The sequence below is a fragment of the Flavobacterium sp. genome (assembly GCF_027490375.1).
Taxonomy (GTDB): domain Bacteria; phylum Bacteroidota; class Bacteroidia; order Flavobacteriales; family Flavobacteriaceae; genus Flavobacterium.
Map to the genome: position 1 here is coordinate 1 of NZ_JAIXYH010000056.1, position 17,886 is coordinate 17,886.

A 17,886-nucleotide genomic window follows, 5' to 3' on the forward strand; every position below is an offset into this window, starting at 1 on the left:
AAAATGATTAGCCTTCGACAGGCTCAGGCACCGGTCGATGATATGTGGGTTCAGTAGGACAAAACGATACATAAAGTGGTGAATTCATCAATCCCGATAGCTATCGGGACTAGCTTCTAATAAAAATCGCTTCTAAAGAGGTCTTTTTCTGTTCAGATTTATACTTTTTATTTTTGAAAGAGGTTGGGGAACAGCTACGGCTGTTACCTGCCGTTTCGTTCACAGTTGATTACGAATTTCCATCATCTGATGAAGAACTCTAACAATTTCAACAACTCCATCTTCGGCTTTTCGGTAAATAATTAAATGTGATTTTATTCTGAATTGTCTGTAACCCAATTCAATATTACCAATGTCGTTTCCACCTTCAAAATCTTCAACGATATATTCAATTTCTAGATAGATTAGTCTGTAGTAATGGTTAGCTTGGTTGAGTGACCAATTTTCTAGAGTGTAAAGCCAAATTTTATCAATATCTTCTAGAGCTTTTGCGCTTATTTCGGTATTCAACATTCATAAGTATTTTTTATGAAGGCTTGCCAAATGAGCTTCGTGATCAAAATTTGAAATCATTCCACTTTTTTCACCGATTTCAATTTCTTCTCTCAGTTTTTTAATTTTCTGTTCTTCCAATTCAAGTAATCTTAAGGCCGTTCTCACAACTTCACTAGCAGAACTGAAACGACCCGAAGAAATCTCTTCGTTGATGAAGTTTTCGAAATAGTCTCCCAATAATATAGATGTGTTTTTAGCCATGACATTTCCTTTTTTTCAAAAATACCAATTATTGGTACGCAAAGTTGTTTTCAGCAGCTTTTTTGAGAAATGGAAAGTAATTTTTTTAAGCTTTGCGTTATAGTGGGAAATGGAAGTACAAAAGCTGAATTTATTACTAAAGTTTATTAAAGCACAAAGCTCCAAGTTTGCACGACACCCCGCCAGAGGCAAAACCTGTATGCCCTTTGCACAACTACCAACTAAAAGCACACATTAATCTCGGTAATCAAAAGTTTGATTTAAAACAAGGGAAAGTCCTTTTCGTCAATACGTGCTTTGAAGACGACAAAAACTCGATTTTAAACGCTAAAAATCTAATAGTTTTTAAAGATAACTAAAATATAAAACTGCTTTAATTCGATTTAAAGGAGGGCGTTTTGTGTTATTATTTTGAAGTAATTCTTGAGTGGGGTTGTTGGACGGTTTTGTGTGTAATAAGTCGTTTTTCTTCTATTGGTTTTTACTTTGCTTTTCAAGTTACTTGAATTTTAGTGAATGAAAAGCAGGATCCATTAATTCGTCGTACCCGTCTTTTGTATCGGAAAGATAAAAGAAATATGCGTCTGCACAATTGTCTTTGTGAATAGCCACAATCATACAGTATTTATACTCTTGTCCAAATTCTTTTCCTACTTCAACAAAGGTAGTTGCACCCCAGTCGGCATTGAATTCTTGTTTTACAGCATGCTTGTCAAATACTGTCAATTCGGGTAATTGTCCGCCTGAAATATTTAAGGTTGTCACTTGTAGTAGAGAAGAATATAATTTGTTAGGATGAATATTTATCTCACCTCGATTCTTCTTCTTTTCCTTTTCGTTATAATCACGAATTAAATTGTCCAAAGGTCTAATTGCATAACGAACTTCAAATTTCCTTTGAGGATACTTTATGGCATACTCGTAGTTCATTTCCAAGTTTTTAATGATTTGTGTTTCTTCAAGTCCTGTCGGTTTTTGAAAAGTCAAGTTACCACGATCAAGCAAGTCCGTAAATGTTTTTGGTAATTTATCAGAACTAAATGATGTCAGAATTAATAATAAAAGTCCCGCACGTAGTGTCTTAACTGTTTTCATTGTTTGTTAGTGTTTTGTGGTCGCTTTAACATAACTAATAGCGTTTTTTCAATTTGCTAATGCGGATTTTCAGCACTATACTTCATTAGATGATCAATCCCGAAAGCTTTCGAGCTGAATTGAGCACCTCACTATCCTAGAAGCTTTAATCTCTCGCTATTGCAAAACGCCTGTTCTGTGGCGTTTTTCTATTCTTGTTTATACAAAATTTCAAAGTCGTTACCAAGTATAGTCGATATTTCTTTGTGCAATTCTCTTGTCTGTGAATGGAAATTGTCCCATTGTGTTTTGTCCCACAAAGTATCTCCTGCTGGGTCTTCCCAATTTATACTTTCGCTATACAATTTGTCGAGTTCCAATACTTTTTGTCTTGTCGAATTTGGTAATTTAATTCTTGCTTGCTGATTAACTTTTCCATTCGCATCGAAAATTTCAGCGTCTAAAGTTCCAACATCAAATTTTTTATACGCAGCGTCATTGTCACACCACAGACAACCACCGCAACCATAGTCGAAAAAGAAACGTAGTCTATATGTTGGTGTTTTTTCGTTCTTCATTTAGGAGTCTGTTGTTACGTTTGGGTTGTCTTTAAAATTGTATTTAACGATTTACCTCGTCAAGAAGCTGGCGATTTCGGAGCACAAAACGATCTGCCACTACAGAACTTGATACGAAGCAAAAGGCTTCATTTAACCACTGAAACGCCAGTTTCTTGTAGGTGCTGTTAAAGGGCGTTTTTCTCTTGATATATATGTTTGTTTGAAATGTCAAAGGGTGTAAATATTATAAATCAAAATTGTTAGTCCGCCTGCTAAATATGTAAACATATTAACCAATACAGTTCCTAAAATTATTTTCTTGACTGCAAAATATCTTTTAATTACAAGAATGTTAAAAAGTCCTTCAACAATCACACTTCCAATAAATGTTGAAATGAATAGGAATAGTGTTCTATCAAGCCTTATGTCTCCGTGATAATGGTCTACAGGTATCCAGTTTAATAAATGTCCGCCACCACTTTCTTCGTCTAGCAGCAAATAGCCAATAATTGTCGTTATAACATTTGAAACTATTACTGTCGTAAATATTGTTTTGTGTCGCCAACTTTTCGTCAAATATTTTGAAAGCAAAAAACTTTCAGTTATTAAAACAAAAACTAAAAATGTCCAGCCAAACAAACTTGGCAAAAATTGTCCTACTAAAATGTCAAGTAAAATCATTTGTCTAATAATGTCATTCTGATGTCGCCCTAAAATGCCCTGTAACTCAACAATTGGCGAAATCCCCTCCCCTTTTTCAATTCTCAAAAACACACTTAAATTATTTAATCACAGCTAATTGCAGCGATAAATTTATGCGCATTTTTAATCTGTTAAATTGAACCCTTTTTTCGTCTTTTATCTTCATCGAATATACACTTTTTCCACCAAACGTTAGTAACGTCTGCCCTAGCCCCGATGGCAGCGGCAGCCCGCAAGAAAAATGGGGCTACGTGAACCGCGGCTGCAGTGGCGCCACCAGAAGCCCACTACAGACCGTGTGAACGCGACCCATTTTTTGCGGACTATAGCGGACAGCGGGAAGGAGCTAGAAAAGATAGAAAAGCGAAAAAATAGAAAAAAGCTAAAAAATAGAAAGAAGCAAAAGAAGCAAAAGAAGCAAAAGAAGCGAAAAAAGCGAAAGAAGCTAAACGCTAAACGCTAAACGCTAATTTCCCTTTCTAGTGCTAGTGTATCACAACGTTATCAAGTTTCACCTCTAATAGTTTTTGCAAGTTGCCTATTTTCGTACTGCTATCGGCTAGTACATAGGAACAGTTTCCATCAACACAAACTCGCATTTTCAACTCGGTTAGATTGTCGTAAATGGTGTAAGTTGTTTTCCCAGATGAAAAAGTTAACGATTGATTATTTGCCGAAGTATCGTAGCTGAAATCCGGATTTTTATAGATGGTTTCTACTGGGAAAGAAAACTCGACCGTCTTGTCTGCTTGCAGTATAGCACAATTTAATGTGCGATCGTTACAATTAAAGAGTATTACATTTTTCCCGCTTTCAGGAATCATAAATGAGAGTACTACTTTTATTCCTTCTCGATTTACATCTATCGTTTTTACTGTTTGCGCCCGCATTTGTGTACCGTTTCTTGTCTCTACTGTAATCGTGTTATAAGCCATTTCATTTTGCTCAGTCACAACTTTTATGGCTTTCGGTATATTTTTCTCAACAACAAATTCGGAAAATGCGTGCATGCAACAACCACTTTTGGTGAAGGTATTTAGCGTCTTTGATTCCGAATTAACTTCAAACATTCCGCAATATTCTTGTGTTAAACGAGTGAATGCTTTGCTGTAGGAAAAGCCCTTTTTTGTGGCTAGGTAAATCTTGAAAGAAGGCCCGTGATAACAACTATTTTGTCCGTCACAAATGGCGAAATCTTTCTTGTTGTCAAAGTTATAGTCGCCGTACATGATTAAACTTTGTTCTCCGTACGGCAGTGAACGTATGTTAGCAACCAATTTACCTTGATGCAGGTTTGTTGCCAACTCGTCTGAATCAACACGGAGAATCTCTTTATTTAGCTTTTTACTAAAAATAGCCACAGATCCTGCACTGAAAATTTCTGTGGTATCGTTTATCTGAACTTTACCATAGTAATCGTCCGAAAAACCATCAACGATAAACGTGGTTTGTGCTGAAGTGAGCTGAACAAAAGTGAAAAGAATACCTATTCTTAAGTATCTCATGGTTTGATATGCAAAAGGTTTTCTGAAAAAAGATTAGTGAAAATACTGCTTTATTTCTGATGCAGCAACGTAAGCACCTCTTTAACACCCGATCTACTCATGACAAACTGAAGTGTGTCACGATTCAAAACAGTAATCTCTACACCAATTTCCATTTTGCCTTCAGGCGTCGAATACAGTGTACCTTCGGCAATTTGATACACCCCAGATTCTTCGAGATCACCTATTTTGGAGGTGTACGTTTTATCTTTTCTAAATTCAAAAAACACATTATTGTTGCACTTATCTTCGCCGGTAGATTCAATAATCCAATTTGAGCATTTCCACTTTCCAGCAATGTTTTCGTAGTCTTTTGTATTTGAGCACGAATACAGTACAAATCCGATTAAAAGAACAAGTAGTTTTTTCATAAGTTATGATTTAGTTGGTTATAAGTTAAAAGGTAATCGTAAATTTATTAAGTGTTAGTCAAATTACTGTTGTACAAACGAGTAAAAGCACGTAAAACAATCTTTTTCTCCAAAGGAGTACTCGCTTGTTATAATTTGCTTTAAATATTGATATTCATACACATTAACGAGTTAGCACTGCATCAACTATAACTCAAAATGCTACAATTTATTATCTTAAATATTCAGAAAATTTTAACAGAAATGCTGTACGCTAAAATTACTAACTGATGCTAAAAATGCGACAAAAAAGCATGCTGCATGATTAGAAAATTACTGAACTCCACGCAACGAATTTCCAGTTCAAACGGCTGTATGTTTTATAGGCGATTACTCAGAGTAAACTTAACCGTATAGTTAAAAGCTAAGCTGAGAAATAATTTTTACCATTTTCCACTGGTTGTTCGGTTCTTGTTGATAAATCGCGTACAAATTTTTATGACAATAATTCTCTTTGCAGGAGATATTAGACCTAAACAAGCAGTATTTTCTATCCTTTGAGAAAATAGGAACTGAAAACTCATGATACTGTTGCGAAGTGTTGCGAAGTGTATCAGGATCAAACAAAGGCAGATTGTAAATTCTTGAATTCCAATACGATTTATCATTCCAAAATTTAATTTGTTTATTTATTGTATCCAAATCAGCTTTTGAAAAAAACGGTTCCAATTTAAATCGTTCGACCATTTCGGGGCTTAAAGTATCTAGTTTTAGTAAATTTTTGGAAACAAGTCTTTTCGAAAAATCAGTTGAAACTCCCAAGTTTTTCTGCGCCGCTTGCGAATGCCAAGTAAGAAATTGATTAACTCCAGATTTCTGGCGTTCCTGACATCGCACACCTGTAAATAAACAAAAAGCAACATAAAATAAAATGCTTGCAATTTTTTTCATTTTTTTAAAAACCAAATACGTTAACAAAGAAAGCTAATCTTCATTAAAACAGATGATCAATGCTATTTTTTTAAATTAGAATATGTTGTTAAAAAATCGGCACTAGAATTATTGATTATTCAGAGAAGTACAAAATATAAATATTAGAAAAACACTAACTTAGATTTTAGTATAAAACACTTTTCTATGGAGTTTAATCAATCAAAACTGATAAAGTACCACAAAGCTACCAGAATACTGCTGGGAGCATTAGCATTGTTTATCAATACACTACTTCTTGATCGGTTTGTGTTACCTACTAAAGAAACTCCAGATCGCATTTTTAGCTACATCAGCTTTTCTAACAGCACAAATACGTACACTGGTACGAACAAATATTATAAAGGGTATAAGTTTTTAACCGACAAAGGATTTGAATTTTCAACTGAAAACGCGGCTATATCAAATCCCAGAATAACCATAACCCACACATTCCTGTTTAAAAATGTAATTGGCGTTTATTCCGATGACAACGACTATTCCCAACATCTAGTATCATCCGTAAACGGTTTTATGCTGTACCTCTACGCCATGTTGGGCATTTCTTCGCTAATAAGCTTTTGTTTCTTACAATTTAGCAAAAAACTAACTGTTAACGGGTTTTATAATGCCATTCTCATTAATGCCATGATTATTTTTTGGATTCTTTGGCTTACTTGGAAAACCTAAAACAGCTGTTTCTCGCTGTTAATTGTGAACCAATCAATTTATTTTACGGCACTCGCTTTGTAAAACTTTCGGTATTTAATCCAAGCAAATCCGGACAGTATCATAATCGCTGCGAACGAATAATAAGCTTCAACAGGCGTTACTACTTTATCGCCACTTGCGTAAGAATGTAGTCCGGTGAGATAGAAATTCACTCCAAAGTACGTCATCATAATCGAGTAAAACGCGAGTACACTCATTAAGTTGTAAATCCAAACGCCGCGCAACGCAGGCACAAAGCGCGCATGAATTACAAAAGCATACACCATAATACTAATCAAGGCCCAAGTTTCTTTTGGGTCCCAACCCCAATAACGGCCCCAACTTTCGTTTGCCCATTGCCCGCCGAGAAAATTTCCGATGGTAAGCATAACCAAACCAATTGTGAGCGCCATTTCGTTGATGTAGGTTAGTTCTTTGATGTGCAAATTCATTTTCACCTTGTTTTTTGCTGTTGTGCAAATCATCAGGATGAGGGTTACCAAACCTAAAATCATTCCCAAGGTAAACGGACCGTAACTTGCAACAATTACAGCTACGTGAATCATCAACCAATACGAATTTAAAACCGGCACCAAATTTCCAATAGCAGGGTCGGTCCAGCTCCAATGCGCGATCATTAAAATCATGCTGGCAACAAAAGTTCCCGCAGCAACGGTAAGTTTTGATTTAGGATCAAACGCCAATGCGAAGAACATGGTTGCCCAACCGACATAAATAACCGATTCGTAACTATTACTCCACGGCGCGTGACCACTGATGTACCAACGGGCAATTAAACCCACTGTGTGCAAAACAAACAACAGCGCGGCCAAGATGTGAAATGCGTTAATCACATAGTTAATCCATTTTTTGTTGGCTAGAATGTTTACAATCGCGAAAAGCAACATCAGAATGCCGGTGAGCATGTACATCCAGAACAAATTCTTGAAGATATCGTATTTGTTGTATGCAATTTCAGCGTCGATTTTTTCTTCGGATGGTAGCACGCTGCCTCCAAATTTCTTTTGGTAATTTTCCATGCCGGTTACCAAAGTATTGGCGTAGGTATAATTACCCGTCTCCGCTCCTTTTGCCAGCGCCGTCATATACAGCGGCATGATGCTTTTAATGGTGTCGAGCGAGGTTCCGGTAGGTTGGTGCACTTCTAAGAAACTCACCCACTTATTGTTTTTATCTTTTGGAAACGGGAAAATGCGCAAAATACCGCCGCTCAAAGCCGAATTAAGCAAATTCACTTTTCGATCGGTTTCGATAAAATCTTTCTGAAATTGGTTTGGAATGGCTGCTTTGTACGCCGCATCGAGATAGGGCGCGAGTTTGTAATTACCTTCTTTGTCAAAAAATCGGCGGAAACTTACAAGCTTTTCTCCCGGTTCTACGCCAATAATTTTGCGAATACTGTCGTTACCTCTTTTTATGTAGATGAACGGAACTTCAAACCACAATCGCGGATACTGCGTCATCGACAAGAAAACCTGATCCGAATTATAGCCTTTGTAGTGATCGCTTTTACTAACTTTTCGCAACAATTCCGACGAAAAAGTATTGATTGGCTTCATACGTCCGCCTTCATCTTGAATAATGAGTCGGCCAAAACGTTCGGCATGCGCAACAGGCGGAATATTCTTTGCCAGTATCGAATCTATTTGCTGTAAACTTAAGGTTTGCTGATGCTCGTGCTGTGAAAAACCCGAAACCGACGCAAGTAAAAGTAGTACCGTAAGTGCGGCTTTCTTGGCTTTTATTTTCTCTAATTTCATTTTCAAATCGGCAAAGCGCGTGTTCTTTGTGAATAAAATAAGCATCATCGCTAGATACAATATAAAGTAACCAATGTAGGTAATCCAAGTTCCAAAGAAATCGTGATTTACCGATAAGACGGTTCCTTTTTCGTCGGGATCAAACGATGCTTGGAAGAAACGATAGCCGCCGTAATCCAAAATATGGTTCATGTAAATGCGTTCGTCGAACTTCTTCGCACCATCAATAACAGTTACTTTCGATTCGAACGACGAATAACTCTTTTCCGTTCCGGCGTATTTTTCAGCGATAAAATCATTGAGTTGAATTTTAAACGGCAATTGGTAAACTTTACTTCCATAGAAGAGCGTAAAATCTAAATCGCCTAGCTTAAAACTTTTAGGTTCACCTTGCTTGCCCTTCCCTCCTACCAAGGTTACGGTTTCGGTCTTTCCGTTTGCGGTAACGTTAACAATCAGCGCGTCATCGGTATTTTTATCTTCCCAATCGTTGTTCGATTCGTAGGTTTCCACACCTTTTATGGCAGGTTCTGGAAATACAAACTGACTTCCACCCACGTTATATAACGAGCGCAGCATTAAATCGGCAGTGGTGTTTGGAAGTACTTTTCCTTGCATTTGATCGGCCATTCGCATAAACGTACCATCGAAAGGTGTCGCTATTTTCAAGCCGTTAGCATCGCCGCTGATGTTAATGGCTCCAGCTGTTTCTTTATTGAAAGCAAAAAGTAAATTGTGAATATTTTGCACCGAACCTTCTTTCAGATAATGCTCATGACGTTCGCCATTTCCTGCTTCTACTAATTTCAAATACAAAACGCCGTTGGGATCGGGCTTTATGGTCGACTTGGCGTTCATGATGTAATTCACGTAGGTAATTTCGAACGGCTTTCCTTTAAAATCGTCCGAAATGCTGAAGTCGTTGTCGGTAACCATGCTCAGAAGTAGTGGTTCTTCGATGGTTTTACGTTTGAATTCGCCTTGAAATTCGCCATCCACAAAAGCGGTCAGGTACGTTCTGTCTGAAAGAATTTCGTTAGATGCTGCGCCTTCGCGAATCGGCATAACGCCTTCGTAACTGATGTAACGCGTAACGGCAGCACCGATAATGATTAAAATAAACGACAGGTGCAAGGATAGCGTTACCCATTTTTCGCGCTTGTAAAGCTGATAGCGTTTGATATTTCCGAAAAAATTCACCAAAAACAATAAGTGAATCAGCTCAAACCACCAGGCGTTGTAAATCCAAATACGCGCCGTTTCGGTGTTGTAGCCACTTTCTACAAAGGTTCCTATGCCCATGGCCACCGCATACGAAATAAACAAAACGGCCATTAAACGCGTAGAAAATAATATATCGAGCAATCTTTGGGAAAGAGATTTTGCCATAATGTGGTATCGCTTTTTTTTGCGCGGCACAAAATTACGCAATAAACACAGCTTTACCGTCGTAGATTATTCTTAGAATTTAGTTAAAGCACTAAATTTTATTGATACTGTTTAAAATTTAGCATTTAAGTTTTATGCGACTGTAAAAACTGAGTAAGGTCAATTGAATTTTCCGCAATTATATTTTTAGGGAAACTTAATTTTGAGAGCGTTTTCGAAAGTGATTTTCTTGCAGACGAAGCGCTAGATAATTGAAATATCGCCTTTTCCTTCACGAACAACAAAAGGTTCGCGACCACTCGCATCGATGATGGTTGAAGGCATGTTATCACCATAACCGCCATCGATTACCACATCGACTAAATTTTGCCACTTTTCGAAGATGAGTTCCGGATCGGTGGAATATTCAAGAACCTCATCATCGTCGTGAATCGATGTGGAGACAATTGGATTTCCGAGCTGACGCACCAATTCAAGCGCAATTTCGTTATCCGGTACGCGAATACCAACGGTTGTTTTCTTCTTAAACTCTTTTGGCAAATTGCTGTTTCCCGGTAAAATAAAGGTGTACGGACCCGGTAAGGAGCGTTTCAATAACTTAAACGTTGCCGTATCAATTTGTTTAACGTAATCCGATAAATTACTCAGATCGCAACAAATGAAGGAAAAGTTCGCTTTCTCGAGTTTAATCCCTTTAATTTTTGCGATACGTTCGAGTGCTTTGGAGTTGGTTATATCGCAGCCTAAACCGTAAACTGTATCGGTTGGATAAATCACCAAACCGCCGCTTTTTAGCACATCAACTACTTTCTTAACGGCAGCGGGATTCGGATTTTCGGGATAAATTTTAATGAATTGTGCCATGTTAGTTAAGAATTGTGAGTTTTGCGAAGCGTAACAAGAGTTTCTTTACGCCTCCCACTTCGAAGTTTATTTCGGCTTTCTTGTCGGCTCCACTGCCTTCAATACCAATAACAATCCCTTTTCCGAATCGTTCGTGCATCACAGTGGTTCCCGCATTTAAGTTGTTATTCCCGGTATCAACCGTATTTTTCGACGGAATGTTAACGGGTTTCAATCGACGTAAACCTTCTGGCTTTTTCGGCAATTCGTTTGTAATGTATGCCGGTGGCGTTCCCGGTGCTGGTTTGGATAAGCGCAATTTCGATTTGTCGATATCGCCGAAAATATCCAGATTAATCATGGGTTTGTATTGGTAGGTATTTTCTGGTGGCGTCAGGTATTCGACGTACTGCGGTTCTATTTCATCGATAAATCGCGACGGGTCACAATCGGTAAGTTTTCCCCAACGATACCGCGATTGCGCATAGGTTAAATACGCCTGGTGCTCGGCACGTGTCAGTGCTACATAAAACAAACGACGTTCTTCTTCGAGCTCGGCACGTGTGTTTACCGACATGGCGCTGGGGAACAAATCTTCTTCCATTCCAACCACGAACACGTACGGAAACTCTAGTCCTTTTGCCAAATGTATGGTCATTAAAGCCACGCGATCATCGTCGCCCGTATCTTTATCCAAATCCGTTGCCAGCGCTACGTCTTCTAAAAACTCGGTTAAGCTTCCTGTGGCGCCATCAACTTCCCTTTGTCCCTCAATAAAATCTTTTATACCGTTAAGTAATTCTTCGATATTCTCGAGTCGGCCAATGCCTTCGGGCGTATTGTCTTTGCGCAATTCCTGAATTAATCCGGTTTTTTTGGCCACATGATCGGCTACATAGAACGCGTCTTGCTCTTTGCTGATGATTTGAAACGATTCGATCATCGTCACAAAATCGCGCAGTTTGTTTTTCGTTCCGCCATTGAGTCGTAAATCAATTTTGTCGATGTTTTTCATCACCTCGAAAATCGATCGCTTGTAATGGTTTGCAGCCACGGTAAGTTTTTCGATGGTCGTATCGCCTATTCCTCGCGCAGGATAATTGATGACACGAATGAGCGCTTCTTCATCTTTCGGATTCAAAACCAAACGCAGATAACACAAAACATCTTTAATTTCCTTTCGCTGATAAAAAGACAAACCACCGTAAATACGGTACGGAATATCGCGTTTGCGCAGCGCATCTTCCATAGCACGCGATTGAGCGTTGGTTCGGTACAAAATGGCAAACGAATTATTAGAAAGCTGTTTATTCATTCGTTCTTCCCAAATGCTAGCAGCTACAAATCGACCTTCCTCAGCATCGGTTATACTTCGATGAATTTTCACCTTCGGACCGTCGTCGTTATGCGTCCAAACCACCTTATCTAGTTTGGTTTTATTCTTTTCAATAATCGAATTTGCCGCTTCAACGATATTGCGTGTGCTGCGGTAATTTTGTTCGAGTCGATATACTTTTACGTCGGGATAATCTTTTTGAAAATTTAGAATATTGTTTATGTTGGCGCCGCGAAATGCGTAAATGCTTTGTGCATCATCGCCCACGACACAGATATTCTGAAAACGATCGGATAAGGCGCGAACAATCAAGTACTGCGAATGATTGGTATCTTGATACTCATCCACGAGTATATATCGGAAACGATCTTGATATTTAATAAGTACGTCTGGAAAAACATTGAGCAATTCATTGGTTTTCAACAACAAATCATCAAAATCCATGGCACCAGCTTTGAAGCAGCGATCTACATATTCTTGATAAATATCTCCGGTACGTGGCTTCTTACTCATGGCGTCGGCTTCCATCAATTCCGGATTATTAAAGTACGCACGAACGGTAATGAGGCTGTTTTTGTATGAAGAAATGCGGTTGTAGAGCTGTTTTGGTTTGTAGATGTCTTTATCGAGTTGCATTTCCTTTACTATAGAAGAAAGCAATCGAATGGAATCTTGCGTATCATAGATGGTAAAATTGCTTGGATAACCCAGCTTCGAAGATTCGGCACGTAAAATTCGGGCAAATACCGAGTGAAAAGTTCCCATCCAAAGATTTTTTGCCTCGTTTGAACCAACAATATCGGAAATACGCTTTTTCATTTCGCGTGCCGCCTTGTTGGTAAAGGTCAAAGCTAAAATATTGAACGGATCGACTCCCTGACTCATCAGGTAAGCAATTCGAATGGTGAGCACTCGTGTTTTTCCAGAACCGGCACCGGCAATGATTATCATCGGTCCATCTTTCTGTAAAACAGGAAGTTTCTGAGCATCGTTTAACTGGCTTATATAGCGTTCCATCGTAAAATAATAAACCACAAATTTAAAGAATCTTACTCGGTTTTAATCCATTCGCCGAAAGGCATTTTCGCAAAAAATAGCCTCGCAGAAATAAATTCTATATCAAAAGAAAAACAGTGGGTAACTTCCGCTATATCAGCATCCTGAAAAAGCAAATCATTTTTTGAATCGTTAGAAAAAACGAGGAAATGTAGGCAGCTGGTCGCAGAAACAGAAATTAGCTACCTTTGCGCGAAAATTTTAGCAATTATGAATGCAGACGATCTTTTAAAAGCCTTACTGAACATTTTACCTGCGCTCATTGTAGGCATTGTTGCTGTGAATTTCTTCAAAAATTTTGTCTCAAATCAGAACGAAGAGCGCCGATTTGAAATTCTTCGCCAAACACAAAAAGAAACTTTACCTCTTAAATTGCAAGCTTACGAGCGCTTAACCTTATTAATGGATCGGATTTCGATCGCTAAAGTTGCTGTGCGAATTGCGCCTGTTCACGACGACACGGAGTCGTACGTACAAATTTTATCCGCCACGGTGGAACAAGAATTTGAACACAATTTAACGCAACAAATTTATGTTTCCGCCGAGTGTTGGTTGGCCATCACCGCAGCTAAAAATGCAACACTTAGAAGTATTCGAGAAATTTCAATGCTTGCAGAAGCTACTGATGTGGATAGATTTCGACAGTTACTGTTGCAAAATGCCGTAAATAGCGCCTCTACAACAAACTTAGCTATTAATATGCTTCGCACTGAAGTACAGCGCTTTATATAAAAAACCGTAAAATCTTGTAAAAGAATAAGGCTAAAACGTATCAACTGCGTTTGCTGTTCCGCTTTTCTTTGACGTCTTAAACAAGAATTTCTATGAAAACGGTACGTGTATTGCATATTGACGACGATGCCGATGATAGTTATTTTCTTTTCGACGCACTGAGTAAACTTGTAGATACACCTGCCTATCGCTTTACCACTACAGCTAGTGAAGCGAAGTGCTTTTTGGAAAACGAATCCTTCATTCCTGATGTCATCTTTGTAGATTATTACATGCCCATTACAAACGGAATTGATTTTTTACTGTGGATCAAACAACAACCCAAACTTCAAGAAATTCCTACCATTGTTCTTTCTACCATCGAACAGCAAGAAGTTTACGATTTGGCACAAGCCGCTGGTGCACAGAACTTTTTCCTAAAACCATCCGATTTTAACGACTGGTTTAACTTGGTCAAAAGCGCCTTAGCTACCACTAAAATTGCCCGCGACACCTCGACTTCAGTGTGAAAGTTTTCTAAATTTAGGGCACATTCACCTATTTGAAGCGTACTTTTGACCCGTGAATGCATTCAAAAAATACGTAGTTTGTTTACTTGCCGCCTTGCTTTTAGGAAGTTTTGGTTGGCAATCTGCACACCGCATTCATCACTTCGAAGAAAATAAATCAAAGCATTGTGCGCTTTTTACAGAAACGAGCGACAAAGCGGTTTTGCACCACAGCCACGGAGATCTTTCCTTGCATTGCGACTCCTGTACGCTGGCTGTAATCAGCGATTTATTTCCATCCGATTTGTATGTCGGAATAACTGCTCAGCCAACACTCAAGCAAAAAACCATTGTTCAACCTTCGAACAGTTGGATTAATAAACACTTTACCTATAAATCACTTCGTGCACCGCCTACTTTTACGTAACTCCTAGCTACATTAAGTAAAAGTAAAACGTATGAATAAAACCATTTTAGGCGCCGTTTTTGCTTTGTTTTTTGTTGACTTCGGATTTGGGCAGTTGGTAAAAACCATTTCTGGAAACGTAAAATCGGGTGGCACAATCGTTGAAAATGCTGTGATTTACGTAGGAAAGAAAAAAATTAACTGCGATGCACAAGGCACTTTTGTCTTTACGGTAGATAATTCTGTTGATGAATTTACCGTTGTTGCACCTCATTTCGAAAAGGTCGTACAGAGAATAAGCAGCGAGCCTGTACAAGTGTACCAATTTAATTTGTCGCCACATGCCGAGGATTTAGCCGAAATCATTGTTCGGAAAAAAGCCTCATTGGTTTATGATGTTTCAGGAAGTAATAAACTGAATGCCAAAACGCTGCGCGAATATTCGGCTCAAAATTTGGGGGATGCTTTGCGCGAAATAAACGGCGTAAATAGTTTAAAGACAGGCAATAACATCGTAAAACCGATCATTCATGGATTGAGCGGGAGTCGGATTTCGATGCTTACCAATCGTTTGCGTATGGAAGATCAACAATGGGGAACCGAACATGCGCCGGCTGTGGATGTGAACGGCTTAACGCGAATCAATGTTGTAAAAGATGCCGCTGCTTTGCAATACAGTGGCGACGGCGTAGGTGGTTTGATTTTATTGGAACGTCAGATTCCTGAAAACGACACAATTTTTAGTCAGCTTACCTCCACAGCGCAATCAAACGGTAGCGGTGGGGCACTAGCTGCAACTTTTGTTCGGGCAAAGGAAAAGGGAACTTCGTACCGGATCGATGCCGCAGCTAAGATGTTTGGTGATCGCCGTGCTGCAGATTACGTTCTCTCAAATACGGGAAATCGGGATTTTTCTGCAGCAGCGCAACTCCGACGGAAATTGAAATTCGGAACCCTAAACGCCGAATTGTCGTACTTTCAAACTGAAACGGGCATTCTTGCCGCTTCGCATATTGGAAATGCAACTGATTTGTATTTTGCCATCCAATCGCAGAAACCGTCGGTAGTAAGACCTTTCACGTACGACATTGCGAACCCGAAACAACAAGTGTCGCATTTGTTCTCACAGCTTTCGCTGGAAAAGGAACTCGGCAAATGGAATAGCAAATGGTATTACGGCTATCAGCGCAACAATCGAAAAGAATTCGATATTCGACGTGGAAACCGTGACAACATTCCCGCCTTGGATCTGACTTTGCAGTCGCACAGTATTTTGGCCGATTTTAAAAGAATGTTCCAAAATACAGAAGTGAAGTTGGGAATTTCGGGCGGCTATCAAACCAATTTTGCGAATCCGGACACAGGCGTACGACCAATAGTACCGAATTTTACTAAAACAGATTTGGGATTATATGCCATTTCGGATTTGGAATTAAATAGCACATTTCGTTTAGAAAGCGGTATTCGTTACGATTATTCGCGAATTACGGCAAGTAAATTTTACCAAAATTCGCGTTGGAACGAACGCAACTATCAGTCGGATTTTGGGCAGTTTGTAGTCTTTGAAAACGCTGGTGAACTTTTAGTAGAACCGATTTTTAATTACCACAATATTGCCGCGAATGCCAAAGTTTCGGGACAAATTTCTGAAAACTACCGCATTGAATTTGGAGCGACTGCCTTGAACAGAAATCCGAATGTCAGCGAACTTTTTTCGGACGGTTTACACCATTCATCGGGCATTATCGAAGTGGGAGATTTGCGTTTAAAACAGGAAAATGCAGTGAAAGTAGCGCTTAATCAAAATCTGACATGGAAAGCGAGTACGTTTAGTTTAGAATCGTTTTTGCAACACATTGAGAACTTCATTTACTTACAACCAACCGGTTTTCTGACGACAATCCGCGGTGCATTTCCAGTTTATGAATACAAAAGCACTACTGCGCGCTTATTTGGTGCCGATTTTAGTTGGACGTACCGATTTTCAAATCGCTTTTCCTTTAAAACGGCTGCTTCATACGTTTCGGGTTACGACGTTCGCGAAAGCAGAAACTTGATCGACATGCCGCCCTTCAATTGGCACTCATCGATTATAGTAAAACCTTTCGAGAAATCGGATTTTACTTTAGAACTCCGACACGAATACGTTGCGTTTCAAAATGCCTTTCCCGATTTTGATTTTGAGACCAATATTGTTCAAAACAATGAGTTAACACAGGTAACGGTCCCGATTTCCAGACCGCCAAACGCCTACCAACTCTTTGATTTAAAAGCTTCGTGGCCTTTTCAATTACAAAAAACCGCGCTACAAGCAAGTTTGGGAATTCAAAATATTGGAAATCAGAGCTATAGAGATTATTTAAATAAACAACGCCTATTCGCTGATGAATTAGGCAGAAACATCACTTTACAAGTACAAATCAATATTTAATCATGAAAGAACAAGTATTTATTTTCGTAACTTTAGCAACGGCATTATTCACTTCATGCGACGACGATAGCGCTTCGCAAGTAATTGAAGAAGAAGTTATTACAACTATCGAAGTAACGCTGACCGGAGGTGGAGAAACGATCACTTTAGTTTCGAGAGACTTAGACGGAGACGGACCTGGTTTACCTGTTTCGGTAGTTAGCGGAAATTTAACGGCTGGGACTACTTATACGGGTTCTATCGTTTTAAAAAATGAAACAGAAACTCCCGCAGAAATTAAAAATCCTGAGATTTTGGAAAAAGATGAAGAACACCAGTTCTTTTACCAAACAACGGGAACTGTAGGTACATTTACGTACACCGATGCCGACAGCAATAACAATCCGATTGGTTTAACATTTACCTTGCAAACTGCGGCAACTGCAGGAACGGGAAGTATCACGTTTACCTTACGTCACGAGTTGAACAAAAACGGAACTGGAGTAGATCAAGGTATCATCACCAACGCAGGTGGAAGCACCGATATCGAAGTTTCTTTTCCAGTAACTATCGAATAGTTTCTTCTTAAATCTTCACAAAAACCGATTGCGAAAGTGATCGGTTTTTTTATGCGAAAAACCCGAGCGTTAACTCGGGTTTAAGCAGATTTCAATTTCACGCATAAATGACTTTACCGGGTGTTCGACATAAAAACTTTGTTAGGTCGGGGAAAGTGACTTTTTCAAGTTTGATTATTAGAAATTTCTCCTTTCTATTTT

The 17,886-nt window shown here is 38.9% G+C and carries 17 protein-coding genes; 6 read left to right on the forward strand and 11 right to left on the reverse strand.

Going from position 1 to position 17,886, the window contains the following annotated elements:
* Positions 1-219 precede the first annotated feature (219 nt).
* From Q0064_RS06940 to Q0064_RS06975, 8 genes are all read right to left on the reverse strand, one after another.
* Positions 220-513: a type II toxin-antitoxin system RelE/ParE family toxin gene (locus Q0064_RS06940; RefSeq protein ID WP_298146304.1), complete on the reverse strand. Its 294-nt coding sequence runs from the start codon at positions 511-513 to the stop codon at positions 220-222.
* Positions 514-756, reverse strand: coding sequence for a type II toxin-antitoxin system ParD family antitoxin (locus Q0064_RS06945; protein WP_298146307.1), 243 nt, complete (start codon positions 754-756; stop codon positions 514-516).
* A 498-nt stretch (positions 757-1,254) separates the two neighbouring features.
* Positions 1,255-1,851: a hypothetical protein gene (locus Q0064_RS06950; RefSeq protein ID WP_298146309.1), complete on the reverse strand. Its 597-nt coding sequence runs from the start codon at positions 1,849-1,851 to the stop codon at positions 1,255-1,257.
* A gap of 188 nt (positions 1,852-2,039) precedes the next feature.
* A complete protein-coding gene (locus Q0064_RS06955) occupies positions 2,040-2,408 on the reverse strand; it encodes a hypothetical protein (protein WP_298146312.1) in 369 nt (122 codons plus the stop codon).
* A gap of 210 nt (positions 2,409-2,618) precedes the next feature.
* On the reverse strand, positions 2,619-3,158 hold the full coding sequence (locus tag Q0064_RS06960) for a hypothetical protein (protein ID WP_298146315.1): 540 nt from the start codon (positions 3,156-3,158) through the stop codon (positions 2,619-2,621).
* A 419-nt stretch (positions 3,159-3,577) separates the two neighbouring features.
* The gene (locus Q0064_RS06965; RefSeq protein ID WP_298146318.1) at positions 3,578-4,597 is read right to left on the reverse strand and encodes a hypothetical protein; all 1,020 of its coding nucleotides are present in this window, start codon (positions 4,595-4,597) and stop codon (positions 3,578-3,580) included.
* 50 nt (positions 4,598-4,647) lie between these two features.
* Positions 4,648-5,007, reverse strand: coding sequence for a lipocalin family protein (locus tag Q0064_RS06970; protein WP_298146320.1), 360 nt, complete (start codon positions 5,005-5,007; stop codon positions 4,648-4,650).
* Positions 5,008-5,403: 396 nt separating this feature from the next.
* On the reverse strand, positions 5,404-5,937 hold the full coding sequence (locus Q0064_RS06975; protein WP_298146322.1) for a hypothetical protein: 534 nt from the start codon (positions 5,935-5,937) through the stop codon (positions 5,404-5,406).
* Positions 5,938-6,123: 186 nt separating this feature from the next.
* On the opposite strand from Q0064_RS06975, the gene Q0064_RS06980 reads away from it, so the two are divergent.
* Complete coding sequence (locus Q0064_RS06980; protein WP_298146324.1) at positions 6,124-6,645, forward strand: hypothetical protein; 522 nt, start codon at positions 6,124-6,126, stop codon at positions 6,643-6,645.
* Between the two features lie 38 nt (positions 6,646-6,683).
* Here the strand turns inward: Q0064_RS06980 and ccsA are convergent, their stop codons facing one another.
* The 3 genes from ccsA to Q0064_RS06995 all read right to left on the reverse strand — a co-directional run bounded on the left by ccsA (position 6,684) and on the right by Q0064_RS06995 (position 13,032).
* On the reverse strand, positions 6,684-9,836 hold the full coding sequence (ccsA, locus tag Q0064_RS06985; RefSeq protein ID WP_298146327.1) for a cytochrome c biogenesis protein CcsA: 3,153 nt from the start codon (positions 9,834-9,836) through the stop codon (positions 6,684-6,686).
* 243 nt (positions 9,837-10,079) lie between these two features.
* Positions 10,080-10,700 (reverse strand): L-threonylcarbamoyladenylate synthase, encoded by a 621-nt coding sequence (locus Q0064_RS06990; protein ID WP_298146329.1) that lies wholly within the window; start codon positions 10,698-10,700, stop codon positions 10,080-10,082.
* Between the two features lies 1 nt (position 10,701).
* Positions 10,702-13,032 (reverse strand): UvrD-helicase domain-containing protein, encoded by a 2,331-nt coding sequence (locus Q0064_RS06995; protein WP_298146331.1) that lies wholly within the window; start codon positions 13,030-13,032, stop codon positions 10,702-10,704.
* A gap of 249 nt (positions 13,033-13,281) precedes the next feature.
* Here Q0064_RS06995 and Q0064_RS07000 point away from each other — a divergent pair, with 249 nt between their 5' ends.
* The 5 genes from Q0064_RS07000 to Q0064_RS07020 all read left to right on the forward strand — a co-directional run bounded on the left by Q0064_RS07000 (position 13,282) and on the right by Q0064_RS07020 (position 17,685).
* The gene (locus tag Q0064_RS07000) at positions 13,282-13,803 is read left to right on the forward strand and encodes a hypothetical protein (protein ID WP_298146333.1); all 522 of its coding nucleotides are present in this window, start codon (positions 13,282-13,284) and stop codon (positions 13,801-13,803) included.
* A 92-nt stretch (positions 13,804-13,895) separates the two neighbouring features.
* The gene (locus Q0064_RS07005) at positions 13,896-14,312 is read left to right on the forward strand and encodes a response regulator (RefSeq protein WP_298146335.1); all 417 of its coding nucleotides are present in this window, start codon (positions 13,896-13,898) and stop codon (positions 14,310-14,312) included.
* Between the two features lie 52 nt (positions 14,313-14,364).
* Positions 14,365-14,718, forward strand: coding sequence for a hypothetical protein (locus Q0064_RS07010; RefSeq protein WP_298146337.1), 354 nt, complete (start codon positions 14,365-14,367; stop codon positions 14,716-14,718).
* Between the two features lie 31 nt (positions 14,719-14,749).
* Complete coding sequence (locus Q0064_RS07015) at positions 14,750-17,128, forward strand: TonB-dependent receptor (RefSeq protein WP_298146339.1); 2,379 nt, start codon at positions 14,750-14,752, stop codon at positions 17,126-17,128.
* 2 nt (positions 17,129-17,130) lie between these two features.
* Positions 17,131-17,685 (forward strand): type 1 periplasmic binding fold superfamily protein, encoded by a 555-nt coding sequence (locus Q0064_RS07020; protein WP_298146340.1) that lies wholly within the window; start codon positions 17,131-17,133, stop codon positions 17,683-17,685.
* Positions 17,686-17,886: the final 201 nt, after the last annotated feature.